Raw genomic sequence first — 24670 nt, 5'->3', positions numbered from 1 at the left:
GTGCACAACTCGGAAGCAGGCTCCTGCGTTCCATTCAGACCGCGAAATAAAGGCGCGGGTGCCGCTTGGCCTCCGCGCCTGTTTCATGCTGTCGCTCGCGGTCAGGTGAGCTTGGTGAGCAGCTCGTCGAGGGACTTCTTGGCGTCGCCGTAGAACATCCGCGTGTTGTCCTTGTAGAAGAGCGGGTTCTCGATACCGGAGTAGCCGGTGCCCTGACCGCGCTTCATGACGATGACGTGCTTGGCCTTCCAGACCTCAAGCACCGGCATGCCGGCGATCGGCGAGTTCGGGTCTTCCTGGGCGGCGGGGTTCACGATGTCGTTCGAGCCGATGATGATCGCGACGTCCGTGTTGGGGAAGTCCTCGTTGATCTCGTCCATCTCGAGCACGATGTCGTAGGGAACCTTCGCCTCGGCGAGCAGCACGTTCATGTGGCCCGGCAGGCGCCCGGCGACCGGGTGGATGCCGAAGCGCACTTCCTTTTTCTTCGCCCGAAGCCGGCGGACCAGCTCGGCCACCGACTGCTGCGCCTGCGCGACCGCCATGCCGTAGCCCGGGACAATGATGACAGAGTCGGCATCGTCGAGCATCGCCGCGACGCCATCGGTGTCGATCGCCACCATCTCGCCCTCGATCTCCATCGCCGGGCCCGACGCACCGCCGAAGCCGCCGAGGATCACCGAGACGAAGTTCCGGTTCATCGCCCGGCACATGATGTAGGAGAGGATCGCACCCGAGGAGCCGACCAGCGCGCCGGTGACGATCAGCAGATCGTTCGACAGCGTGAAGCCGATCGCCGCCGCCGCCCAGCCCGAGTAGCTGTTCAGCATCGAGATGACGACCGGCATGTCGGCGCCACCGATCGCCATGATCAGGTGCCAGCCGATGAAGCCTGCGATCAGTGCCACGAGGATCATCGTCCAGAGCCCGGCACCGGCGAAGTACATGATGCCGAGGATCAGGCAGAGCGCGCCCGCGCCGAGGTTGATCGCGTGCCGGCCCGGCAGCGTCAGCGGCTTCGAGGAGGTCTTCCCGGCGAGCTTGAGGTAGGCAACGATCGAGCCGGTAAAGGTGATCGCACCGATCAGGATGCCGAGGAAGATCTCGACCCGCATGATCGAAAGCTCGACCGGGGTCTTGTGGGCCAGCGTCGCGGCAAAGCCCGTCAGGACTTCGGTAGAGCCGGAGGCGAGGTGCGCGGCGACCCGCGCGGCCTCGACGTCAGCGTTCAGGCCGATGAAGACCGCCGCGAGACCGACGAGGCTGTGGAAGCCGGCGACGAGCTCCGGCATCTGGGTCATCTGCACCCGGCTGGCGACAAAGGCGCCGACCACGCCGCCGATGATCACCATCGGCGCGAGCAGCCAGTAATGCCCGGAGCCGCCGAAGATCGTGGCGATGACGGCGAGCGCCATGCCGATGATGCCGTACCAGATCGCCCGCTTGGCCTTCTCCTGGTTGGAGAGGCCACCGAGCGCCAGGATGAAGAGGATCGCCGCAGCGATGTAGAAGGCGGTGACGAGACCGAGGCTCATGATCAGGGTCTCCTCAGGACTTCTGGAACATGGCGAGCATCCGGCGAGTCACCAGGAAGCCGCCAAAGATGTTGACCGACGCCATCAGTGTCGCGAGCGCCGCGAGGATCGCCACGAAGACGCTGCCCGAGCCGATCTGCAGCAGCGCGCCGAGGATGATGATCGACGAGATGCCGTTGGTGATCGCCATCAGCGGCGTGTGCAGCGCGTGACTGACGTTCCAGATGACATAGAAGCCGACGAAGCACGACAGCGCGAACACGATGAAGTGCTGCATGAAGCTGACCGGCGCCACGGTGCCGATCAGGAGCAGGAGCAACGTGCCGACGACGAGAAGCGTCGTGGTACGGTTCGACGCCTTCCTGAACTCCGCGGCCTCGCGCGCGGCCTTCGCCTCCGGGGTCTCCTCCACCGCCTTCGGCTTCGGCTTCTGCGTGGCGATCGCCTGAATTTTCGGCGGCGGCGGCGGGAAGGTGATGGCGCCGTCGTTGGTGACGGTCGCGCCGCGGATGACGTCATCCTCCATGTTGACGACCGGCTTGCCGTCCTTGGCCGGCGTCAGGTCGTCCATCATGTGGCGGATGTTGTTGGCGTAGAGCGTCGAGGCCTGCGTCGCCATCCGCGAGGGGAAGTCGGTGTAGCCGATGACCTTGACGCCGTTCGGCGTCTCGATCGCCTGATCAGGCACCGTGAGGTCGCAGTTGCCGCCACGCTCGGCGGCGAGGTCGACGATGACCGAACCCGGCTTCATCATCTCGACCATGTCCGCGGTCCAGAGCTTCGGCGCCGGACGGCCGGGGATGAGCGCGGTGGTGATCACCACATCCATCTCGGGCGCGAGTTCGCGGAATTTCTTCAGCTGTGCTTCGCGGAACTCGGGCGAGGACGGCGCAGCATAGCCACCGGTCGCGGCACCGTCCTGCTGCGCTTCGGCGAAATCGAGGTAGACGAACTCCGCGCCCATCGATTCGATCTGCTCGGCAACCTCCGGGCGCACGTCGAAGGCGTAGACGATGGCGCCGAGCGAGGTCGCGGCACCGATCGCCGCAAGCCCGGCGACGCCCGCGCCCACCACCAGCACCTTCGCCGGCGGCACCTTGCCCGCCGCGGTCACCTGGCCGGTGAAGAACCGACCGAAGTTGTTGCTTGCCTCGATCACCGCACGGTAACCGGCGATGTTGGCCATGGACGACAGCGCGTCCATCTTCTGCGCCCGGCTGATGCGCGGCACCATGTCCATGGCGAGCGTGGTCACGTCCTTCGCCTTCAGCGCCTCAAGCAACTCCGTGCTCTGCGCCGGGTAGACGAAGCTGATGACGATCTGCCCGGGATGCGAGAGGTCGACCTCCGATGCCTCGGGCGGGCGCACCTTCGCCACCACATCGGCCTCGGCCCAGAGATCGGCGGCCGTCGGGACGACTTTCACCCCGGCATCCGCGTACGCCGCGTCAGAAAAACGCGCCGCCTCGCCGGCACCGCTCTCGACGATGCACTCGTAGCCGAGCTTTTTCAGCCCGGCGGCCGACTGCGGGGTCAACGCGACGCGCTTCTCCCCCGCGAAGAGTTCCTTCGGCGCTCCAATCTTCACTGCCGGCTGTTCCCCTCTCCACCGAGCGCGGGTCCGAGAATCGGACGGCCGCGACATATTATTGCGTATTTTGGCGCATGGACGCCTCGGGCCTTTTAGGGAGGCGCCCCTGCGAAGTCAAACCTGCGTGACTTCTATCCGGGACTCCGTCGCGCGTCCCGGCAGGGACTTGCTACTGGTACGCGGGGACGGTCCATCCGCCGAGCTGTCCTTGCGTACCGGCAAAGACGTTGAGATCCGTCAGGCCTTCGATGCCGTCGACGATCCCGGTCCCGGTATACTGCCAGAACGCCCAGCTCTGGCCCGGGTAGATTTCCGACGGATGCCCGGCCACTGATCTCAGCCAGAACGGATAGCCCCGAAGCTCCCAGAGCCGGTTGTCCTGGTAGAAGTCGACCGTCGTGTAGATCACCGGTCGCTTGCGGTAGTAGATTCCGACGGCCTGCAGGAAGGCCAGCGCCTCGCGCTGCACGGTGGCCGGATCCGGACGATAGGTGCAGGTCTTCGACTTGTGCGTCCATTCCAGATCGAGGACCGGCGGCAGCGCCGTGGGGTCGCGCGGCACGTGGTTCATGAACCACGCCGCCTGTTCGAGGGCCGGCCGGCAGAAATAGAAGTAATGGTAGGCGCCTCGCGCCATCCCCGCCGAGCGCGCGCGGGTCCAGTTGTCGAGGAAGCGCTCGTCGGCGTGGTCTCCGCCTTCGGTCGCCTTGATGAAGGCAAAGCCGACGCCCGAGTTGCGAACCCGGTACCAGTCGATGTCTCCCTGATACTTCGACACGTCGATACCGTGGACGGCGTAGTGCGCCGGCGTCACGCTGGACCACTCGTGCGGTGCCGCATCGCCGAAAGCCCGCGGAATCCCGACCGCCCGGCTGACGTTCGGCGCTGTCCCGGATCCGCCGCCACAAGACATGAGCACGCACGCGGCAATTGCCGCAAGTACGACGCGCATGATGATCTGCCCTCGGTCTGTGCCTGTTTTACCGCAGTATAGGATCGGCCCGGAGACGCGTCATCAGGATTTTGACGCAAGTTCTACCGATTCGCTGGCCAGCAGGCCGCGTGGACTCAGTCGCGCAGTCCGTCGATCTGCCGGTCGAGCTCGATTCGCAAATCGTCCACCGCCCGGCCATAAACGTCGAGAGCCGGCGCAGCGGCAGGAAGACCGGCGGCGATTTCCGCCCGCCACGTGTAGATCGAGAGCGCGAGCCCGGCAAGAACCAGCGCCACCACGAGACCCCGGGCGAACCGGCTCGGTGGTGTCTCGGGTGCGGGCAGCGCCTCCGGCTCGGCACCGAGGTCGAGCCGTGGCGCCGGACGCAACGCCAGGTTGTCGCTTGCCACCATCGGCCGCTCGGCCGGTTTTGCCGGAACCGCCCTTGGCGACGGTTTCAGTTCCGGGACGACCGGCGCGGAAGGGGCCGATGGCGGGGTGGGCGCGGGTGTGGGCGCTGTCGTCTCCACGCGGGGAGAGGGCTCAGCGGGCAGCGATGGCGATTCCATGGCGTCCGGGGGCGGTGTCTTCGCGATCGGCTCGGGCGTCGGTTCGGGCGCGGGTGTCCGGGCGGGCGTCGGCACGGCCCGGAGGTGCGAGCGCGCTTCCAGCCGCTGCATGATCTCGTCCTCGCTGTCCTGCCGCGCAACTGCCCCGCGCACGAACCAGCGGGCGTGACAGGCGGTGCACTGCACGTGCCGCCCGGCCGCCGGCACCATGGCGTCGGCGATCTCGTATTCGGCACCGCAGGTCGGGCAGGTCAGGCGCATTGCCACCTCGAAGTGAGAACCGGGGCCGGAGAGGGAGTTGGCCGCGGCACCTTCTAGCCGCGGCTCGCCGCCAATCCAAGCGCGGCCCGGTCAACAGCCGGCGCGTGGCGTGAATCTCCCTCACCGCGCGGCCATTGCGTCGGGGCGGGCAGGGCGACGATTCCGGCAATCCGGTCGAGAAGATGCGAGATGTCCTCGATCCGCTCGGCCACCACATGCACCACGTCACCGTCGCGCTGCAGCCGACCCGTCACCTTGAGGCAGCGTCCGGCGATCACCGCCCGCCGGAATTGCTCGAAGATCTTCGCCCAGACCACCACGTTCGCCGTGCCGGTCTCGTCCTCCAGCGTCAGGAAGATGACGCCCTTCGCCGTGCCGGGCCGCTGCCGGCAGGTGACGATCCCGGCGACGGCGACGCGGCGGCCTCCCGGCGGCTCGGCGAGCTGCGCGGCGGTCATGCAATAGGGCGGTCGGGGCCAGCCCGGTGGGCGGAGATCGTCGGCCATCATGAGAACGAATGTGGAACATTTCCCGGCCCTCGGTCAAGCCAATGGGAAGGCTCTGTTTCGGTTTTCATACTGGCAGAAACCCTATCGGGCAGGGACGAGGGGCCCCGCCAACAGGCGGGGAGAACTCCCTTCTTCACGGGCGAAGCCTGTTCCGCCGGAGCGGAGCCGCAAAGGCGGCGAAGCGTCAAGCACCGGTCGAGCGGGAGCCGGGACGGCTCCCCGAGGCCGGTGCTCGCGCGCCCGCTGTCGCCTCAGCCCCCGAGGTAGGGAGTCGGGTCAACGTTGGTGGTGCCGCGGAACACGTCGAACTGCAGCTCCGGCTTGTCGCGCTGGGCGACCTTGCCGATCACCTGACCACTCTGCACCCGGTCTCCCTCCTTCACCGTGACGTCGGAGAGGGTGGAATAGGTGGTGATGAGGTCGTCCTGGTGCCGGATCAGCACAATGGTGCCGAGCCCGCCAACAGCGTCGGTGACGGCCGCGACCTCGCCCGAGCCCGACGCACGCACCGAGGTTCCGGGCGATGCGGCGAAGGCGATGCCGTTCGGATGCGCGGAGTTGAACTTGCGGGTTACCTCGCCGCTCACCGGTGCGCCCAGCCGACCACCCGCAGGCGTGCGGTACTGCCCGAGTTCGGGCGAGGCGGGTTCGCGCGCCTCGGCAATGTCCTCAGGCAGCGGTTCGGCGGCGAGCGGTGGCGGCGCCACCGGCGTCCCCTGGCCGGGCTGCGTGTCGGTGCCGCTCGAGATGCGGTTCGCGTCGCTGACGATCGGCACCAGCAGTTCCTGGTTCTCGCGGACCCCGAGATCGGGGCCGAGTCCGTTCCACGAGGCGAGCGCCGTCACCGAAACGCCGTAGAGCCGGGCGATGGAATAGGCCGTCTCGCCCTTCTCGACCCGGTGACGCACCGGATCGATCAGCGGCGTCTTCTGGCCGTTCTGGAACGGGTTCGTCGACGCAGGCGCGGCCATCGAGGTCGTGCTGCCGGTCGGGCTGGCATTGATCGCCGCCGCGGCGCTCTCGGTCGACCAGGCGCCGCCGAGCGGCTGGGTCGTCACCCCGCCGCCATCGAGCCCGGAGGCCGGGCGCGCCACGTCGTCGGGCAGGAGCAGGACCTCGCCCTGACGCAGGAAATAGTTCGACGGCAGCGCGTTCCGCCGGGCGAGCGCCTCGGCCGTCGTGCCCACCCGGGCCGCAACGCTGTCGAGGGTGTCGCCGTCCCGCGCCACAGCCACCTGATAGCTGGCGTAGGTGATGACGCCGCGCGAGTCCGGCGGCAGGTTCTGCACCGAGGACGTCGCTCCCGCGTCGGCGGGAGCTTCGTTGCCGCCCCAAGGGTTCCAGGTGTTGCCCGCACAGCCCGCGAGTCCGACCGCCGCCGAGAGGGCGAGCAGTCTCACCAGACGCGCTCTGGTCGCGACCGGACCAGGGGGCGTGTCGCCGCTGTCGGGGGTGCGCTGCATGCCCGTGTCTCCCGTCATTCTCACACCGGTCATTCCAATACGTCGTGCGCCACGCCTTCGACAAGGGGCACGAACCGCACGGGTCCGAGGTCGGTATAGTCAAGCCCCGCCTCGGTCTTTTCAATTCGGATCAATGTCTGCACCGCGCTGCTCTGGCCGACCGGCAGCACCATGATGCCGCCGGGCCGCAGCTGGTCGATGAGCGGCTGCGGCGGATCCTCTGCCGCGGCGGTCAGGAGGATCCGGTCGAACGGGGCCTGCTCGGGCAGACCGAGCGAGCCGTCACCATGCACGACGGTGATGTTGTGGAGCGCGAGCTTCAGCAGCAGATCCTTCGCCCGCCGGGCGAGGCGGCGGTGGCGCTCGACGGTGTAGACCCGTCGGGCGAGGCGCGAGAGGATCGCCGCCTGATATCCCGAGCCAGTGCCGATCTCGAGCACCTTGCAGCGCCGCGTCACCTCGAGCGCCTGGGTCATGAGGCCGACCACGGTCGGCTGGCTGATCGTCTGGCCGCATTCGATCGGGAGCGGCGTGTCCTCGAACGATCGCTCGCGAAAGATGCCTTCGAGGAAGTCGGCGCGGGGCGTTGCCTCCATCGCCTTCAGCACCTCGGCGTTCATCACCCCGCGCGAGCGCAGGGTATAGACGAACTGCATCTGCTGTTCTGCCGGGTGCATGGAATGTAAGCCTTGCCTTATCCGAGGGCCCGCGCAAGCGGTTCAACGAGGGAGTGTGCCGTCAGGTCGGCGGTGAGCGGCGTCACGGTGATGAAGCCGTCATGGCATTCGCGCGAGTCCGAGCCTTCCGCTCCGCTGGAGTTGCCCGGCGAATTGGTGAGCCAGAGGAAGGTCCGGCCGTTCGGCGCCACGTGCGGCAGCACGCCGAAGGTGGGGGCAGGGCGCCAGCCCTGGAAGGTGGCCTTCACGCCCTGCACCGCGCCGGCGTCGACGGCGGGGAAGTTCACGTTGTGAAAGGCGGCGTAGCGCTCGCGGGGCCAGACGTCGGCGGCGAGGAGCCGCCCCACCACGTCGGCGCCGTGGGCGCGGGCGGCGGCGAAGGGATCGGAGGGACCGGTGCCCGGACGGCCGTAGTACTGCGACATGGCCACGGAGCGGAAGCCGTGGAGCGCGCCTTCCATGGCGGCGCCGATGGTGCCGGAATAGACGGTGTCCTCGGCGACGTTGTGGCCGCGGTTGACCCCGGAGAGGATGAGGTCGGGCGGCGCGTCGCGCATGATCTCGCCGACGCCGGCGAGCACGCAGTCGGCGGGCGAGCCCTCCACGGCGAAGCGGCGCTCTCCGAGCTTTTCGAGGCGCATCGGACGGATGTAGGAGACGCAGTGGCCGACGCCGGACTGTTCGAAGGCGGGGGCGACGACCCAGACCTCGCCGTCGGCGCCCGCGAGGGCGTTGGCGATCTCCTCGGCGACGACAAGGCCGGGCGCGCTGATTCCGTCGTCGTTGGTGACCAGTATCCGCATGTCGCTGCCCCGCTGCCCCGTTTGCCGGATGTTCTAGGCAGAAGCATCGGGCACGTCCAGCCGGTGGCGGGTGCGCAAGTTGCGCGCATTGCTCAAATATATGATTATAAAGGAAATGTCGTTCGCGGTTAACCGTCGGGAAACCGGTGCCCGAGACGCGGGTCGTTCCGGGGGATGCCGGCGGCGACAACCGGTCGCCGGAGCCGCCCGGTCTTCGGCCCGGACCGGGTCAGTCCGGCGGACGCGCGGGTTGGCTCAGAGCGCGAGGCGGTAGCCGGCAGCCTCGGCGATGTGGCGGCGCTCGACGCCGGCGCTCGCCTCCAGATCCGCGACGGTGCGGGCGACGCGGAGGACGCGGTGGTAGGCCCGCGCGCTCAGCCGGAAGCGGGCGGCGATGTCAGAGACGAGCTTTCGCGCCGCCTCGCTCGGGGCGACGATGGCATCGAGCAGTTCGCCCTCGGCGTCGGCATTGACCGCGACACCGTCGATGCCGTCGAAGCGTGCCCGCTGGACCGCGCGGGCGGACGCGACGCGCGCGGCGATGGCAGTGCTCGGCTCGCCGGAGGGTGCTCCGGCGAGATCGTCCACTGTCACAGGCGGCACTTCGATGCGCAGGTCGAAGCGGTCGAGGAGCGGCCCGGAGATGCGGCCGAGATACTCCGCCCCGCAGTCCGGCACCCGGGCGCAGGCGCGGCCCGGGTCGGCGAGATGCCCGCAGCGGCAGGGGTTCGCTGCGGCGACCAGCATGAAGCGGCAGGGATAGCGCACGTGGGCGTTGGCGCGGGCGACGACCACGTCGCCGGTCTCGATGGGCTGGCGCAGGGTTTCGAGCACGGGCCGGGAGAACTCGGGCAACTCGTCGAGAAAGAGGACGCCGTGATGGGCGAGGCTGATCTCGCCGGGCTTGGCGCTGCGCCCGCCACCGACGATCGCCGCCATCGACGCGGTGTGGTGCGGGGTGCGGAACGGCCGGGCACGCGAGATGCCGCCTTCGTCCAGCAGGCCGGCGAGGGAGTGGATCATCGAGGTCTCCAGCGCCTCCGAGGGTTCGAGCGGCGGCAGGATGCCGGGCAGGCGCGCGGCGAGCATCGACTTGCCGGAGCCGGGCGGCCCGACCATCAGCAGGTGATGCCGCCCGGCGGCGGCGATCTCGAGCGCGCGCTTGGCCCTCTCCTGACCCTTCACCTCGGCGAAGTCCTTGCGCGGGGCGGTATCGGGCACGGTGCCGGGTTCGGCCGGGGCGAGGGCGCCGCGGCCGGTGAAATGGTTGACGAGGGCGAGGAGCGTTTTCGGGGCGATGACCTGCACGGCGCCGACCCACGCCGCCTCGGCGCCGCAGGCCGCCGGACAGATGAGGCCGCAGTCGGCCTCCGCCGCTGCGAGCGCCGCGGGCAGCGCGCCGATCACCGGCACGAGCGAGCCGTCGAGCGAGAGCTCGCCAAGCGCCACCTGCGCCGCCACTTCGTCGCTCGGCAGCACCTCCATCGCCGCGAGCAGCGCCAGCGCGATCGGCAGGTCGAAGTGCGAGCCCTCCTTCGGCAGGTCGGCGGGCGAGAGGTTGACGGTGATCCGCTTCGCCGGCAGCGCGAGGCCCATGGCGGTCATCGCGGCGCGCACCCGCTCCTTCGCCTCCGAGACCGCCTTGTCCGGCAGCCCCACGAGGTTGAAGGCCGGCAGGCCGGCGGTGATCGCGCACTGCACCTCGACGAGGCGAGCCTCGACGCCCTGAAAAGCCACCGTGTAGGCGCGCGCCACCATGCCCCTCACCTTGCCCGCGTTGCGACGGGCAGACGGTGGCGGGCCAGCGTTGCGGAAGGGTTAACCGCTCAGACCAGAGGCCCGGGCCACGGCAGTTCGGGAAGCGCGAGGTCGTAGCGTTCCAGCTCGACCGGATCGGCGAGCGCGGCGGCGCGCCAGTCGAGGAAGCAGCGATCCCCGAGATGGGCCAGCACGTAAGTCGCGTTCTCGGCGCTGACTGGCAGGTCGTAGGTGGCGATGCGCGCGGCAACCGGCGCGAAGAATGCGTCGGCGGCGCAGTAGTCGCCGAAGAGCCACGGTCCGTCGTTCGGTGCGGCCTCCCGGGCCACCCGCCACAGCAGCTCGATGCGCTTGAGGTCCCTCAGCACCTCGGGCGAGGGGTCGAATCCCACGTAGGCGCGGCGCAGGTTCATCGGGCAGGCGGTGCGCAGGCTCTGGAAGCCCGCGTGCATTTCGGCGGCCAGCGACCGCGCGAGGCCGCGCGCCACCGGCTCCGCGGGCCAGTGCCCCGCCTCGGGGTGCAGTTCGGCCAGAGTCTCGGCAATGGCGAGGCTGTCCCAGACCACCCGCTCCGGGCCATCCCCGGCGATCCGCAGCGCCGGAACCGTCGTCGCCGGGGCGTAGTGCTCCAGAAGATCACTCAGTCCAGAGGTATATAGGCGCCCGGATTCCACCGTGGCCGTCAATCCGAACCGGACAACAAGGAGCCAGCCCCGGAGGGACCAGCTGGAATAGGCACGGTCGGCGATCGCGAGAGTGTACATTGGGGGGAGCCTCTGGATGAACGATGCCACAGTTCACGTCATCGTGCCACAGCGCAAGCGTGCTGGATTGTCACGGTGTCTCGCGCCTGAAGTCGGCCCTTTTCCGGGCAGTTGCGCCGCGGGAACGATCCGCGGCCGGCGGCAGGCGGGAGGAAATCGTGGGCCGGATGGAACTCTGGGGTGATCCAACGGTTCAGTCGACGCGTATCAGCTTTCAGACAAGCCTGAATCGACAGGCCTGTACAGGGCGCGGCCAGGGGGGCCGGGCTTCACGAGCCGGAGGAGGGCACGAGATGGCATTCCAGGATCCCGGACTTCGGACGGTTGCGCGGCGCGCGATGGGCGCGGAGATGCTCGACGTCGATACCGAGCTGGCACTGGCCCGCGCCTGGCGGGACCAGCGGGACGAAAAGGCGTTGCACCGGCTGGTGAACGCCTACATGCGTCTCGCGATCTCGATGGCATCCCGCTACCGCCGGTACGGTGCGCCGATGCCGGATCTGATTCAGGAGGCCGGTGTCGGCCTGATGAAGGCGGCGGAAAAGTTCGATCCCGACCGCGGCGTGCGGTTCTCGACCTATGCGGTGTGGTGGATCAAGGCGTCGATCCAGGACTACGTGATGCGCAACTGGTCGATGGTGCGCACCGGCTCGACCTCGTCGCAGAAGGCGCTGTTCTTCAATCTGCGCCGGGTGCGTGCCAGGCTGGAGCGCGAAGCCGGTGCCAACGGCGAGGTGCTCGACGGCCAGCAGCTGCGCGAGAAGATCGCCGAAGAGGTGGGCGTTCCGCTGCGTGACGTGGAGATGATGGACGCGCGCCTCGCCGGGGCGGATTTCTCGCTCAACGCGCAGCAGGCAGGCGAAGAGGGCCGCGAGTGGCTCGAGACGCTGGAGGATGACGCGCCGCAGGCGGCCGAGACGGTGACGCGCAATGCCGATCTCGCCCGGGTCCGCGGGTGGCTCGCCGAGGCGCTTGCCTCGCTCAATGCCCGCGAGCGGATGATCATCGTGGAGCGCAAGCTGCGCGACGAGCCGCGCACCCTCGAAAGCCTCGGGCAGGAGCTCGGGCTCTCCAAGGAGCGGATCCGGCAGCTCGAGGCGCAGGCGCTGAACAAGTTGCGCAAGCGGCTTGAGACGACGACGGGTTCGGCGGCGGAGTTGTTGACAACCGCCTGACCGGAAAGGGGTGACCCTCCCGGCGGTGCGTGTCATAGTGCCGCCGGTCAGTAGGTCGCGGAGTTGCTCGATTGCGTCGGGTTCGGAATGCAGCGCTGGCGTGCGCCCTGCTGCTGCCGGGCGGCGTGCAGGCAACGGGCGTCGAGGGCGTGATCGCCGCGGCGAAGAAGGCTGACGTGGTGATTCTCGGCGAGGTCCATGACAATCCGGGCCATCACGCGAATCAGGCCGCCATCGTCGCGGCCCTTCGGCCTGCGGCCATCGTGTTCGAGATGATCCCGCAGGAGGCCGAGGGCCGGGTGAACGAACTGCGCGAACAGGGCGCGGACGCGGATGCGATTGCCGAGGCGCTGGACTGGGACGAAAGCGGCTGGCCCGATTTTGCGTACTACAGTGCGATCCTCGATGCGGCGCCGGAGGCCCGGATTTTCGGCGCCGAGCAGCCGCGGGCCGAGGTGAGGCGGGCGATGGTCGAGGGCGCCGCCGGTGTCTTCGGGCCGGACGCCAGTACCTATGGACTGGACCAGCCGCTGCCGGCCAAGGAACAGGACCGCCGCGTGGCGGAGCAGGCGGCGGCGCACTGCGACAAGCTGCCACAGGAGATGTTGCCCGGCATGGTGGAGGCCCAGCGCCTGCGGGACGCGGAAATCGCCGATGCGGCGCTCTGGGCACGGACCAGGACCGGCGACGGGCAGGTCGTGGTGATCTCGGGCACCGGGCATGCCAGCCGCAGCCGCGGGGTGCCGTCGCTGATCGACGTCGCGGCGCCGCATATCGACGTCTTCGCGCTCGGGCAGGCCGAGGAAGAACCGGACGATGCCCGGGATTTCGACGCGGTGCTCGTCTCGCCGGCCGTGCCGCGGGACGATCCTTGTCTCAGCATTGCGACGGGGGCGCCTTGAGCGGGTTGGCGGGGAAGGGCCTTCGGGCGGAGTTCTGGCGGCGCTATCCGCTGGAGGATCTCACGCGCGCGGAGTGGGAGGCGCTTTGCGACGGTTGTGCCAAGTGCTGCGTCGTCAAGCTGGAAGACGATGAGACCGGCGACGTGGTCTATACCAACGTCGCCTGCCGGCTGCTCGATCTCGACACCTGCCGATGCGGCAACTATGCGCTGCGGCGGCAGCTTGTGGCCGGGTGCGTGACGCTCGGGCAGGAGAACCTCGAGGAGGTGCTCACGTGGATGCCGCGAAGCTGTGCGTACCGGCTGGTCCATGAAGGCCACGATCTTGAGCCGTGGCACCCGCTCATCTCGGGTGACCCCGAGAGCGTTCATCGGGCCGGGGTTTCGTTCAAGGGACGGATGGTGGCCGAGTATTCAGTCAACGAAGACGACTGGCCGGACCACGTGATCGAGGAGGACGTCTGATGTGGTTCGCTTCCGACAACACGAGCCCGGCCGCACCCGAGGTGATGGCGGCGGTGCTCCGGGCCAATCAGGGCCATGCCATGTCCTATGGCGCCGATGCGGCGATGGCGCGGGTGACCGAGCGGGTGCGCGAGGTCTTCGAGGCGCCGGAGGCGGCGGTCTATCTCGTCCCGACCGGCACGGCGGCGAACGCGCTGGCGCTCGCGTGCCTCTGCCCGCCGTGGGCGACGATCTATTGTCACCGCACCTCCCACGTGGAGGAGGACGAGTGCGGCGCGCCGGAGTTCTACACCGGTGGCGCGAAGCTGACGCTCATCGACGGGGCGAACGGGCGGATCGCGCCCGACGGGCTGCGGGACGCACTGGCGTTCACGGCGCGGGCGGGGGTGCACAACGTGCAGCGCGGGGCGGTGAGCCTCACCAACGCCACGGAAGCCGGCACGGTCTATTCGCCGGAGGACGTGGCGCGGCTCTCGGCGATCGCGCGGGAGTATCACCTGCCGGTGCACATGGACGGTTCGCGCTTTGCCAATGCGCTGGCGTTCCTCGGCTGCACCTCCGCTGAGCTCACGTGGCGCGCCGGGGTCGACGTGCTGAGCCTTGGCGGCACCAAGAACGGATGCATGGGGGTCGAGGCGGTCGTCCTGTTCGATCCGGCGAGGGCGTGGGAGTTCGAATTGCGCCGCAAGCGGGGCGGGCATCTGTTCTCGAAGCACCGCTTCCTTTCGGCGCAGATGGAGAGCTACCTCTGTGATGGTCTCTGGCGCACGCTGGCCGGGCAGGCCAATGCGCGCGCGCGCCAGCTTTCCGAGGGCATTGCGAGCCTTCCGGGGGCAAAGCTCGTGCATCCGACCGAAGCGAACGCCGTCTTTGCCGCGTGGCCGCGCGCCGGACATCGCGCCGCGCGGGCCGCGGGCGCACAGTATTATCTCTGGCCCGGGCACCAGACCCTCGAGGGGCCGGATGACGAGCCGTTGTCCGCCCGTCTCGTCTGCAACTGGTCGACGACCGAGGCCGAGGTGGAGGGTTTCCTGAACGTGCTCCGGGCCGGCGCGACGGCACCGGAACCGGCACGGCCGTGATCGCCGGGTAATATCGTTACGGCCAGTCTCGTCATTTCGTGGCATTCTTGCGCGAGCATGTTGCGCCATCCCCGATTCTGGGTTATGGTGCGCTGCACAACGTGACAAGCGAGGGCGCGATGCTGGATATGCGCGAGCACAATCTGCCGGTCGGTACGATCTGCATCGAGGAGATCGAGATCGGGATGACGCGGTCGGTGGCCAAGACCATCGGCGACCGGGAGATCTCGCTTTTCGCCGAGCTCTCGACCGACCACAATCCCGTGCATCTCGATGACGACTATGCCCGTGACACGATCTTCGAGGGCCGCATTGCCCACGGCATGCTGACCGCCGCCCTCATCTCCGCCGTCATCGGCGAGCAACTGCCGGGGCACGGAACGGTCTACCTGAAGCAGAGCCTGCGCTTCCGCGCGCCGGTCCGCCCCGGTGACCGCGTGGAGGCCATCGTGACGGTCCGGGAGATCGACCATTCCCGCCGCCGGGTGACGCTTGATTGCGCCTGCCGGGTGGGCGATACGGTGGTCCTCGACGGCGAGGCGCTGGTGTTGGCGCCGAGCCGGAAGTTCGACTGACGCGACGGGGCGGGTCCGCGGCCCCGCAAGGGAGCCGATGAAGCTGATCCGAGACTATCGTGGGCTGCCTGCATCGGACCGCGGCGCTGCCGTTGCCATGGGGAACTTCGACGGTGTCCATCTCGGACACCAGTCGGTTCTGGCGCTCGCCCACGCTGCCGCGGGCGAGCTTGGCGTCCCGTTCGGTGTCGTCACGTTCGAGCCGCACCCGCGCGCCTTCTTCGCCCCTGGAGCGCCGCCCTTTCGGCTCACCACCGCCGAGGCGCGCGCCAGCCGCATGGCGAAGCTCGGCGTGGAAGTCCTCTATGAACTCAGCTTTGATCAGGCTCTCGCCAGTCTCGAGCCGCTGGACTTCGTCCAGAACGTGCTCGTCGACGGGATGGGCGTCCGCTACGTGGCGGTTGGCGCCGATTTCCGGTTCGGGCGCGCCCGGAGCGGCGACAGCGACACGCTGAAGGCCCTCGGCACGGCGGCGGGCTTTGGCGTCTCCGTGGCGCCGCTCGTCTGCGATCAGACGGGGGATTTCTCCTCCACGGCGATTCGCGCGGCGCTGACCGCCGGCGAGCCGGGCCGCGCCGCGCGCATCCTCGGTCACTGGCACCGCATTCAGGGGCCCGTGGAGCATGGCAAGAAGCTCGGCCGCCAGCTCGGGTTTCCGACGATCAACCTCTCCCTCGACGGGCTGCACCTGCCGCGCTTCGGGGTCTATGCCGCGACGGTGGACGTGCTGACCGGCCCGCACAGCGGGCGCTACCCCGGGGCCGCGTCCATCGGGATAAGGCCGACGTTCGACGGCGAGAAGCCGAATCTTGAGGTCTATCTCATGGACTTCTCGGGCGATCTTTACGGCGAGGAGGTCTCGGTCGGTCTCGTCGAGTACCTGCGGCCGGAAGTGCGCTACGACAGCATCGACGCGCTGGTGGAGCAGATCGGCCGGGACGTGGAAGACTCGCGCGCGAGTCTCGCGGCGCAGGGCGCCGTCTGAGCGCGCCGTCTGAGGGCGCCCTGTGCACCCGGAAGCGCCGTCTGACGCCCCCACGAACACCCTTGCACGGAAGCCTCGACCGTCCTCAGCTATGCGTCTGGCGCATGGCCGTTTCCCGGCCGGGGTTTTGTGACGGCTTGTCATGTTGGCGTCACATGGAATCGTTAAAGCGGCGACGAGCAAGTAACTGAGGGGACTGCCCCAATGCGTCTTAACATCGTCAGCGCCGCTTTCGCAGCCGCCATCACCGCCGTCGCCTTCCCGGCGCTCGCACAGTCTGACACCCGTCTCACGGGTTCCGGAGCGAGCTTCCCGTTCCCGATCTATTCGGCCTGGTTCAAGGACTTCTCCTCGAAGTCCGACGGTATCACCGTCGATTACCAGTCCAAGGGTTCGGGTGCCGGCATCCAGGACTACCTGAACAAGGTCGTCGACTTCGCCGCCAGCGACTCGGCCATGAAGGACGAGGATATCGCCAAGGCCGAAGGCAATGTCGTCCTGCTTCCGATGACCGCCGGTGAGATCGTTCTCATCTATAACCTGCCGGGCGTCACTGAAGTGAAGCTGCCGCGCGACGTGTACCCGGAGATCTTCCTCGGGAACATCACCAACTGGAACGACCCGAAGATCGCCGAGGCGAACCCGGGCGTCACGCTGCCCGACATGCCGATCACCGTCGTCGTGCGCTCGGACAGCTCGGGCACCACGTTCAACTTCACGGGCCACCTCTCGGCGATCGACGCCGCGTTCAAGGACGGCCCGGGCTTTGGCAACTCCGTCCAGTGGCCGAGCACCGACAAGCTGGTGAAGGCGCCGAAGAATGACGGCGTGACCGCGACCGTGGTGCAGACCCCGGGCGCGATCGGCTACACCGAGTACGGCTATGCCAAGCTGACCGGCACTCCGATGGCCGATCTCGAGAACAAGGCCGGCAAGTTCATCAAGGCCGGCGGCGAGGGCGGCTCGAACGCGCTTGCCTCCGCGCAGTTCGACGACCAGATGCGTGCCTTCATCACCGATCCGGACGGCGAGAATGCCTACCCGATCGCGACCTTCACCTGGATGGTCTTCCCGAAGTCGGTCGCCGATCCGGTGAAGGCCGACGCGATGAAGAAGCTGGTGGAGTACGGCCTGACCGACGGTCAGGCGATGGCCGAGAGCCTTGGCTACATCGAGATGCCGGAAGCGGTCATCGAGAAGGTCCGGACGGCTGCGGAGAAGATCGGCGCCGGCTCCTGAGCCAGAGCCACGTCTGACCTATCGCCGGTGCGGCCGTGAGGCTGCGCCGGTTTTCATCCGGGGGCTGGAGCGTATGAGTTCGACTGATTTCAAGCAGGACAGTGGGCGGTCGGCGTCGCGACCACCGACCACGGGTGACATCATAGCGGATCGTGTGTTCCGCGGCGGCGCCTATGCCGCCGGGGCGCTCGTCGTTCTGCTGCTGATCTACATCCTCTGGGAGATCGGCTTTCGCGCGATGCCCGCGATCGAGCGGTACGGTTTCGGCTTTCTGACGTCGGCGGTCTGGGATCCCGGTCAGGAGAAGTTCGGCGTTCTCGCAGAGATCTGGGGCACGCTCTACAGCTCGGTGCTCGCGCTCGTCATTGCCGCCTTCTTCGGTGTCGGTGTCGCGATCTTCCTGACCCAGGACTTTCTCGATGCGCGGCTCGCGCAGGTGTTCCGCACGGTGATCGAGATGCTGGCGGCGATCCCGTCGGTGGTCTACGGCCTCTGGGGCATCTATGTGGTGATCCCGGCGCTTCGTCCGGTCGCCGGCTTCCTCAACGAGACATTCGGCTGGTTCCCGATGTTCTCGTCGTCGTTTTCCGGCCCCTCCATGGCGCCGGCGGTGATCGTGCTTGCGATCATGGTGCTTCCCACCGTCGCCGCGATCAGCCAGGACGCCTTCTCGCTCATTCCCTACAAGACCAAGGAAGCCGCCTTCGGCATGGGCACGACCCGCTGGGAGGCGATCACCAAGGTCATGATCCCGACCGCGACCTCGGGCATCTTCGCGAGCCTCGTCCTCGGATTCGGCCGCGCGCTCGGCGAGACGATGGCGCTCGCGATGCTGATCGGCAACTCGAACCAGATTTCGTGGTCGCTGTTCTCGCCGGCGAATACCCTCGCCTCGCTCCTCGCCTCGCAGTTCCCCGAAGCCAGCGGGATCGAGACGCAGGCGCTGATGTACGCGGCGATCGTTCTCCTTGTCATCTCTCTCGCGGTGAACGTGGTGGGCACGCTCATCATGGCCATGTCCTCGAAGCAGAAGGTCGGTTGATGTGGTTGCGGTCATGACAGAACTTCCGGGCACCCCGGACCTGCGCCACTCGCTCGGCGATCGCCGGGCGCTGCGGAACACCGTCCTCACCGTGCTGCTCTGGGTCGTGGCGGTTGGCGCCGCCGTGCCGCTTGTCTCGGTGCTCTACATGCTCATCACCCGGGGCGGCGCGCGCCTCGGAACCGCGCTGTTCACCCAGTTGCCGCCCGCCGGGCTGGAGATGGGTGGCGGCTTCGGCAATGCGGTGGTCGGCACGCTGGTCATCGTCGCGCTGGCGACGCTCATCTCCGTGCCCTTCGGCATCCTCGGCGGCGTCTTCCTCGGCTTCGTCGCCCCGGAGAGCAAGCTCGCCGATGCCACCCGCTTCATTGCCAAGGTGCTGACCGGCTTTCCGTCGATCCTCGCGGGTGTCTTCGTCTATGCGTCGCTCGTGCTCTGGATGGGCACCTACTCGGCGCTTGCCGGTGGCGTGGCGCTCGCGGTGCTGATGCTGCCCACGATCATGCTGACGTCCGAGCAGTCGATCCGCATGGTGCCGCAGCGGATGAAGGACGCAGCCTTCGGCATGGGCTGCACCGAAACCCAGGCGATGCTTCGCGTCGTCCTGCCGACGGCGACACCGGGGATCCTCACCGGCGTCATGCTGGCGGTCGCCGGTGCTGCCGGCAACTCGGCGCCGCTGCTCTTTACCGCACTGTTCTCGAATTACTGGATCTCGAGCCTGGGCGAGCCCACGGCCTCACTCGCGATCCTGATCTACAATTTCTCGGGAATGCCGTTCCCGAACCAGATCGAGCTCGCGTGGGCCGCCTCCCTTGTCCTCGTGCTCATCGTGCTCGCCTTCAACGTTCTCAGCCGGCTCATCAGCGCCCGTCGCGTGTAACCCGGAACCCGGAGACTCCCCACCATGTCTGTCCTCGACATCGCCCGCCCCGCCACCGACTACGTAGCGCCCCAGAAGACCGTTGCTGCCGCCGCGATCGACGCCCGTATCAGCGAGATCCACTACGGCAAGTTCCTCGCGGTGCGCGATACGAACATCGCCATCGAGAAGAACAAGATCACCGGCTTCATCGGCCCGTCGGGTTGCGGCAAGTCGACGGTCCTGCGCTCGCTGAACCGCATGAACGATCTGATCCCGAGCTTCCGGCTCGAGGGTCAGGTCCAGTTCCTCGGTCAGGACATCTACGCGCGCAACATCGACCCCGTGGTGGTCCGCCGTCACATCGGCATGGTTTTCCAGCAGCCGAACCCGTTCTCGATGTCGATCTTCGAGAACGTGGCCTTTGGCCTGCGGCTGAACCGCTACAAGGGCGACTACAAGCAGCGGGTCGAGTACGCGCTGCGCCGGGCCGGCCTCTGGGACGAGGTGAAGGACAAGCTCAAGGAGAACGGCCTCGCGCTCTCCGGTGGCCAGCAGCAGCGTCTCTGCATCGCGCGCGCCATCGCCACCGAGCCGACCGTGCTGCTGATGGACGAGCCCTGCTCGGCCCTCGATCCGATCGCCACGCGCATCATCGAGGAGCTGATGCTCGACCTGAAGAAGGACTACACGGTGGCGATCGTCACCCACAACATGCAGCAGGCCATGCGCGTCGCCGACACCACCGCCTTCTTCTCGGTGGACATCAGCCGCGGCGGGCGCACCGGCTTCCTCTGCGAGGCGGGCGACACCGAGCAGATCTTCCACGACCCGAAGCAGGATCTGACCAAGCGTTACATCTCCGGCGAGTTCAGCTGAGGCCAATGCCCTGGGCGCGTCTCGACCTTAACGCCATCGAGGCGGAACTCACGGTGCTGCGCGAAGCCAAGCTTCGCGCGGGCCTGGACCCGACCCCGGAGACCGCGGAGGACGTCAGCCGCCGCGTGCTCGACGGGTATCGCTATGTCGACGAGTTGCTTGCCGAGCGGGTCGAGCCCTTTGTCTACGGTGGCAGCGCGCATTTGCTGGAGCTCAATCTCCGGGTGCTCTGCGGTGTCACGCCCGAGCGGCGCGTTTCTTTTGCCGATCATGTCGAGGCGTCGCGCGCCTGGTTCTACGATCGCCCCGGCCAGGGGATCGACGAGGTGAACGAGTGGGTGAAGCGCCACCACACCGCGCGCCCCGTCGCCTTCGCCGCCGGGCTCATTGTCGAAATCGTCTCAACTCCGCAGCTCTTCATCGAGGGCAACCGCCGGACCTCCACACTGCTCGCGAGCTATGTCCTCGCGCGGAGTGGCCTGCCGCCTCTCGTGGTGTCCCCGGATCGGATCATGGACTACCGCGAGGTGATGGACGCCGCCGGTGCCATCGAGCGGACGGGCGGCCTGCGGAGCCGGATCGCCGTCATGGGCGCGGTGCACCGCACTCAGGCACTGATCGAGAGCATGTCGGACCGTCGCTTCCTCGCGCCGACCGCCCTCACCCCTTGATCCCGACGGCGGCGCCGCGATAGGGAACCGGCGATCCCGAGGGCGCAAATGGACCATTTCACCTACCGCGACGGCATTCTCCACGCCGAGGACGTGCCGCTGACGACCATCGCCGAGGCGGTGGGCACGCCGGTCTATGTCTATTCCACCGCCACCCTGACCCGGCATTTCCGGGTGTTCGAGGAGGCGCTTGCCGGTCTCGACCATCTGATCTGCTATGCGGTGAAGGCGAACTCGAACCTCGCCGTCCTGCGGCTGATGGGCTCGCTCGGCGCCGGCATGGACGTGGTGAGCGAGGGCGAGTACCGCCGCGCCCGTGCCGCAGGCGTGCCGGGCGAGCGCATCGTCTTCTCGGGCGTCGGCAAGACGCGGGAGGAGATGCGCGTCGCCCTCGAAGGCGGCATCCGCCAGTTCAACGTCGAGTCGGAGCCGGAGCTGTTCGCCCTCTCGGAGGTGGCGTCGAGCCTCGGGCTGCGCGCGCCGATCGCGCTCCGGGTGAACCCGGATGTGGATGCGAAGACCCATGCGAAGATCGCGACCGGCAAGTCGGAGAACAAGTTCGGCATCCCGATCGCCCGCGCCCGTGAGGTCTATGCCGAGGCGGCGGCGCTGCCGGGCATCGCCGTCGTCGGTGTCGATGTGCACATCGGCAGCCAGCTCACCGAGCTAGCGCCGTTCGAGACGGCCTTTACCCGGGTCGCGGAGCTCGTGCCCGCGCTCCGGGCCGATGGCCATGACATCGTCCGCGTCGATCTCGGCGGCGGTCTCGGCATCCCGTACCGCCGCGCCAACGAGGCGCCGCCGCTGCCGTTCGACTATGGCGAGGTCATCCGCCGCACGGTCGGCCCGCTCGGCTGCGAGATCGAGATCGAGCCCGGGCGGCTCATCGTCGGCAACGCCGGGATCCTGCTCACCCGGGTCATCTGGCGCAAGAATGGCGAGGGGCGGGATTTCCTGATCGTCGACGCGGCGATGAACGATCTGGTGCGCCCGGCGATGTACGACGCATGGCATGACATCGTGCCGGTGGCCGAGTCGAGCCCGGGGGACGAGCTGCCGCCCGTCGATGTGGTCGGCCCGGTCTGCGAGACCGGCGACACCTTCGCCCGCGAGCGCCCGCTGCCGGTGCTCGATTCCGGCGATCTCGTGGCGTTCCGCTCTGCCGGGGCCTACGGCGCGGTCATGGCCTCGGAGTACAATTCCCGGCCGCTGGTTCCCGAGGTGCTGGTGCGGGGTGATCAATTCGACGTGGTGCGCGCCCGTCCGAGCTTTGACGAAATGCTGAAGCGCGATAGCATTCCGTCGTGGATCCCTGAGATCCCGTAAGGGAGACGGCGTGCCAGCAGACGGCCCGAACGAACCGAAAGCGCAGCGGGAGACGGACCGGAGCGGTGACGCGCTGGCCCGGGTGATCCGGCGTAGCCGCCTGTCACTGGGGCTCGAATCGTTCACCCGGGCGTTCTGGCCGTTCTTCTCCCTCCTTGCGCTCGCATGGGCGGCCTTCGCGTTCGGTCTCGCCGAGGTGCTGGCGCGGGGGCAGGTGACGGTTGTTGCCGGTGTCGTCGGGCTGGTGCTCCTCGGGCTTCTCGGACTCGGAGTCCGCAGGTTCCGCTGGCCGAGTGCCGCCGCCGCCCGCGAGCGGCTGGACGCGACGCTCCCCGGCCGCCCGCTCGCGAGCCTGCGCGACGTGCCGGCGCTGGGCGCTGACGACCCCGCCGCGCAATCGGTCTGGGCCGCGCATCTCGCGCGGATGCGCGCCGTCGCGGCCCGGGCCCGGCCGATCGTTCCCGACCTGCGGCTCTCCCGCTTCGACCCCTGGGCGCTCCGGCTCGGGGCGCTCGTCGCGGTGATCGCCGCGCTGTTCTTCGCGCCCGACCGACGGGTCGAGTCGGTGGTCGCGGCGCTCGGCTCCGCCGGTGACCCGGTGGCGGCGAGCGGTCCGAGTTTCGAGGGCTGGGCCGAGCCGCCCACCTACACCGGGCGCCCGACGCTCTACCTCTCGGAGGTGGCTGGCGGGGCGCCGGTCGCGGTGCCGCAGGGCACCCGCATCACGCTCCGCGCCTATGGCGAAGGGGGAAGCTTCGGGCTGACCGAGGGTGTGTCCTCCTCCCCGGCCGCGCTGGTCGAGGCCGCGCCGGGCATCCAGTCGGCGGAATTCGAGGTGACGAAGAGCGGGAGCGTCAGCCTGAGCGATGGCCGTCGCCCGCTCGGCGAGTGGTCCTTTGCCATGGAGCCGGACGCGGCGCCGTCGATCCGGCTGACCGGCGGTGGGCTCGAGCGGGCGCCGGGTGGCGAGACGCGGCTCGCTTATGCTGCCTCGGACGATCATGGCGTGACGGCGGCGCATGCGGAGATCAGCCTCGATCTGTCGCGCGTCGATCGGGTCTACGGTCTGGCGGCGGTGCCCGACGCGCGGCCGCCGCTCGCGACCGATCTGCCGCTGCCGATGAGTGGCGGCACCACCGATCTTGCCGAGACGCTGGTCGAGGACTTCTCGAAGAGCCCGTTCGCCGGGATGCCGGTCACCGTGCGGCTGACTGCCGAGGACGCCGTCGGCCAGACCGGCGAGAGCCCGGCCGTGGAGACCATCCTGCCCATGCGGGCGTTCTATGATCCGCTGGCCGCCGCGCTCGTGGAGCAGCGCCGGGATCTGCTGTGGTCGAGCACGAATGCGCGGCGGGTGGTTCAGGTGCTGCGTGCCGTGACCTATCTGCCGGAGGGCATCTTCGAGAGCCCGCGGACCTATCTCGTGGTGCGCACCGCAATCCGTCGCCTCAATGCCGCCGACGCCGATGGCAGCGTGGCGCAGGTCCGCGACGAGGTGGCCGAGGCGCTGTGGAAGGCTGCGGTCGAGATCGAGGGCGGCCGGCTCGGCGACGCGAAGGAGCGGCTCGCCAAGGCCAAGGAGCGGCTGGAACAGGCGTTGGAGGACGGCGCCAGCGACGAGGAGATCGCCCGGCTGATGGACGAGCTCCGCGAGGCGACCCGCGACTACATGCAGCAGATGGCCCGCGACGCGATCGAGCGTGGCGATCAGCAGCAGGCGCAGACCCCGCCGGGCCAGACCATGACCCAGGACCAGATCCAGCAGCTCATGGACCGCATCCAGGAGCTGTCCGATCAGGGCCGGAAGGCCGAGGCGCAGCAGCTTCTCGATATGCTCCAGCAGATGCTCGACAACATGCAGATGATGATGGGGCAGGGGCAGGGTCAGCCCGGTCAGGAGGGCGAGGGCCAGCAGTCGATGCAGGGCCTCGCGGACGCGCTGCGCGAGCAGCAGGGGCTCGCCGACGACAGTTTCCAGCAGCTTCAGCGCCAGTTCGGCCAGAACCGCCCGGGTCAGCAGGGACAGGGCCAGCCGGGTCAAGGCCAGCCGGGGCAGGGGGGTGATGAGTCGCGCAGCCTCGCCGAGCGGCAGGAGGCCTTGCGTGGGTTGATGGAGGAATTGCAGCGCAACCTGCCGGGCGGCAGCAGCGATGCGACGCGACAGGCGCTGGAAGATGCCGAGCGCAGCATGGGCGAGGCGCGCGACGGGCTCCGGGACGGTGACATCGCCGGCGCGCTCGACCGGCAGGCCGACGCCATCGACAACCTGCATGAGGGCGTGCGCCAGATGGGCGACGACATGCGCCGCGCCGGGCGCGACCCGTCGGAGGGCGAGGGCGAACAGGGGCAGAGCGCGGGCGAGTCGAGCGCCGAGAACGGGCGCGATCCGCTCGGCCGGCCGATCGGTTCGCGCGGCGGTATCGGCACCGGCCAGAACATGCTGCCCGAGGCCGACAGCGCCGGGCGGGCGCGCCAGCTTCTCGATGAAATCCGCCGCCGGTCGGGCGACATGCAGCGGCCGGAGGTCGAACTCGACTACCTCCGCCGGCTTCTCGATATGTTCTGATCGGAGAATGGTCGTGATTTCAGGCGTCTGCCGTCGAT

The 24670-nt window shown here is 68.5% G+C and carries 23 protein-coding genes; 13 read left to right on the top strand and 10 right to left on the bottom strand.

The features are described 5' to 3' along the window. Window positions 1-101: 101 nt before the first annotated feature. The 10 genes from HNP73_RS05605 to HNP73_RS05560 form a co-directional block, all read right to left on the bottom strand. Window positions 102-1535: an NAD(P)(+) transhydrogenase (Re/Si-specific) subunit beta gene (locus HNP73_RS05605; RefSeq protein WP_184147605.1), complete on the bottom strand. Its 1434-nt coding sequence runs from the start codon at window positions 1533-1535 to the stop codon at window positions 102-104. Window positions 1536-1548: 13 nt separating this feature from the next. Continuing rightward, window positions 1549-3123: a Re/Si-specific NAD(P)(+) transhydrogenase subunit alpha gene (locus HNP73_RS05600; protein ID WP_184147604.1), complete on the bottom strand. Its 1575-nt coding sequence runs from the start codon at window positions 3121-3123 to the stop codon at window positions 1549-1551. A 172-nt stretch (window positions 3124-3295) separates the two neighbouring features. Next, complete coding sequence (locus HNP73_RS05595) at window positions 3296-4081, bottom strand: glycoside hydrolase family 25 protein (RefSeq protein ID WP_343063222.1); 786 nt, start codon at window positions 4079-4081, stop codon at window positions 3296-3298. Window positions 4082-4194: 113 nt separating this feature from the next. Next, on the bottom strand, window positions 4195-4890 hold the full coding sequence (locus tag HNP73_RS23620; protein WP_184147602.1) for a zinc-ribbon domain-containing protein: 696 nt from the start codon (window positions 4888-4890) through the stop codon (window positions 4195-4197). 53 nt (window positions 4891-4943) lie between these two features. Further along, the gene (locus HNP73_RS05585; RefSeq protein ID WP_184147601.1) at window positions 4944-5399 is read right to left on the bottom strand and encodes an OB-fold nucleic acid binding domain-containing protein; all 456 of its coding nucleotides are present in this window, start codon (window positions 5397-5399) and stop codon (window positions 4944-4946) included. Between the two features lie 251 nt (window positions 5400-5650). Continuing rightward, on the bottom strand, window positions 5651-6862 hold the full coding sequence (locus HNP73_RS05580) for a M23 family metallopeptidase (RefSeq protein ID WP_184147600.1): 1212 nt from the start codon (window positions 6860-6862) through the stop codon (window positions 5651-5653). A gap of 29 nt (window positions 6863-6891) precedes the next feature. Next, on the bottom strand, window positions 6892-7539 hold the full coding sequence (locus HNP73_RS05575; RefSeq protein WP_246399537.1) for a protein-L-isoaspartate(D-aspartate) O-methyltransferase: 648 nt from the start codon (window positions 7537-7539) through the stop codon (window positions 6892-6894). 17 nt (window positions 7540-7556) lie between these two features. Further along, window positions 7557-8342, bottom strand: a complete 786-nt coding sequence (gene surE, locus HNP73_RS05570; protein WP_184147599.1) for a 5'/3'-nucleotidase SurE — start codon at window positions 8340-8342, stop codon at window positions 7557-7559. 255 nt (window positions 8343-8597) lie between these two features. Beyond that, entirely contained in the window at window positions 8598-10100 is a 1503-nt protein-coding gene (locus HNP73_RS05565) for a YifB family Mg chelatase-like AAA ATPase (RefSeq protein ID WP_184147598.1), read from the bottom strand. Window positions 10101-10168: 68 nt separating this feature from the next. Then, on the bottom strand, window positions 10169-10864 hold the full coding sequence (locus HNP73_RS05560) for a glutathione S-transferase (protein WP_184147597.1): 696 nt from the start codon (window positions 10862-10864) through the stop codon (window positions 10169-10171). 293 nt (window positions 10865-11157) lie between these two features. Between HNP73_RS05560 and HNP73_RS05555 the strand changes: the two genes are divergently transcribed. The 13 genes from HNP73_RS05555 to HNP73_RS05495 all read left to right on the top strand — a co-directional run bounded on the left by HNP73_RS05555 (window position 11158) and on the right by HNP73_RS05495 (window position 24632). Further along, window positions 11158-12039, top strand: coding sequence for an RNA polymerase factor sigma-32 (locus tag HNP73_RS05555; RefSeq protein WP_184147596.1), 882 nt, complete (start codon window positions 11158-11160; stop codon window positions 12037-12039). A 71-nt stretch (window positions 12040-12110) separates the two neighbouring features. Then, window positions 12111-12941, top strand: a complete 831-nt coding sequence (locus HNP73_RS05550) for a ChaN family lipoprotein (RefSeq protein ID WP_246399535.1) — start codon at window positions 12111-12113, stop codon at window positions 12939-12941. A 5-nt stretch (window positions 12942-12946) separates the two neighbouring features. After that, complete coding sequence (locus tag HNP73_RS05545) at window positions 12947-13405, top strand: YcgN family cysteine cluster protein (protein ID WP_184148047.1); 459 nt, start codon at window positions 12947-12949, stop codon at window positions 13403-13405. Then, a complete protein-coding gene (locus HNP73_RS05540) occupies window positions 13405-14487 on the top strand; it encodes a threonine aldolase family protein (protein ID WP_184147595.1) in 1083 nt (360 codons plus the stop codon). The genes HNP73_RS05545 and HNP73_RS05540 overlap by 1 nt, the downstream gene beginning before the upstream one ends. Before the next feature lie 119 nt (window positions 14488-14606). Further along, window positions 14607-15062 carry a MaoC family dehydratase gene (locus HNP73_RS05535; protein WP_184147594.1) on the top strand — a complete coding sequence of 152 codons (456 nt, stop codon included), beginning with the start codon at window positions 14607-14609 and terminating at the stop codon, window positions 15060-15062. Between the two features lie 37 nt (window positions 15063-15099). Next, window positions 15100-16047: a bifunctional riboflavin kinase/FAD synthetase gene (locus HNP73_RS05530; protein ID WP_184147593.1), complete on the top strand. Its 948-nt coding sequence runs from the start codon at window positions 15100-15102 to the stop codon at window positions 16045-16047. A gap of 204 nt (window positions 16048-16251) precedes the next feature. Beyond that, entirely contained in the window at window positions 16252-17286 is a 1035-nt protein-coding gene (gene pstS / locus HNP73_RS05525) for a phosphate ABC transporter substrate-binding protein PstS (RefSeq protein WP_184147592.1), read from the top strand. Window positions 17287-17359: 73 nt separating this feature from the next. Next, window positions 17360-18328 carry a phosphate ABC transporter permease subunit PstC gene (pstC, locus tag HNP73_RS05520; protein WP_184147591.1) on the top strand — a complete coding sequence of 323 codons (969 nt, stop codon included), beginning with the start codon at window positions 17360-17362 and terminating at the stop codon, window positions 18326-18328. 13 nt (window positions 18329-18341) lie between these two features. After that, window positions 18342-19211: a phosphate ABC transporter permease PstA gene (gene pstA, locus HNP73_RS05515; protein ID WP_184147590.1), complete on the top strand. Its 870-nt coding sequence runs from the start codon at window positions 18342-18344 to the stop codon at window positions 19209-19211. Between the two features lie 24 nt (window positions 19212-19235). Next, window positions 19236-20069: a phosphate ABC transporter ATP-binding protein PstB gene (gene pstB, locus HNP73_RS05510; protein ID WP_184147589.1), complete on the top strand. Its 834-nt coding sequence runs from the start codon at window positions 19236-19238 to the stop codon at window positions 20067-20069. A gap of 5 nt (window positions 20070-20074) precedes the next feature. Further along, window positions 20075-20740 (top strand): hypothetical protein, encoded by a 666-nt coding sequence (locus HNP73_RS05505; RefSeq protein ID WP_184147588.1) that lies wholly within the window; start codon window positions 20075-20077, stop codon window positions 20738-20740. A 48-nt stretch (window positions 20741-20788) separates the two neighbouring features. Then, the gene (gene lysA, locus HNP73_RS05500; protein ID WP_184147587.1) at window positions 20789-22066 is read left to right on the top strand and encodes a diaminopimelate decarboxylase; all 1278 of its coding nucleotides are present in this window, start codon (window positions 20789-20791) and stop codon (window positions 22064-22066) included. A 10-nt stretch (window positions 22067-22076) separates the two neighbouring features. Next, window positions 22077-24632, top strand: coding sequence for a TIGR02302 family protein (locus HNP73_RS05495; RefSeq protein ID WP_184147586.1), 2556 nt, complete (start codon window positions 22077-22079; stop codon window positions 24630-24632). Window positions 24633-24670 lie beyond the last annotated feature (38 nt).

This window comes from Amaricoccus macauensis (assembly GCF_014201905.1).
Taxonomy (GTDB): domain Bacteria; phylum Pseudomonadota; class Alphaproteobacteria; order Rhodobacterales; family Rhodobacteraceae; genus Amaricoccus; species Amaricoccus macauensis.
Note: the sequence above shows the minus strand (reverse complement) of the source record. Positions and strands in the feature narration are given on the sequence as shown.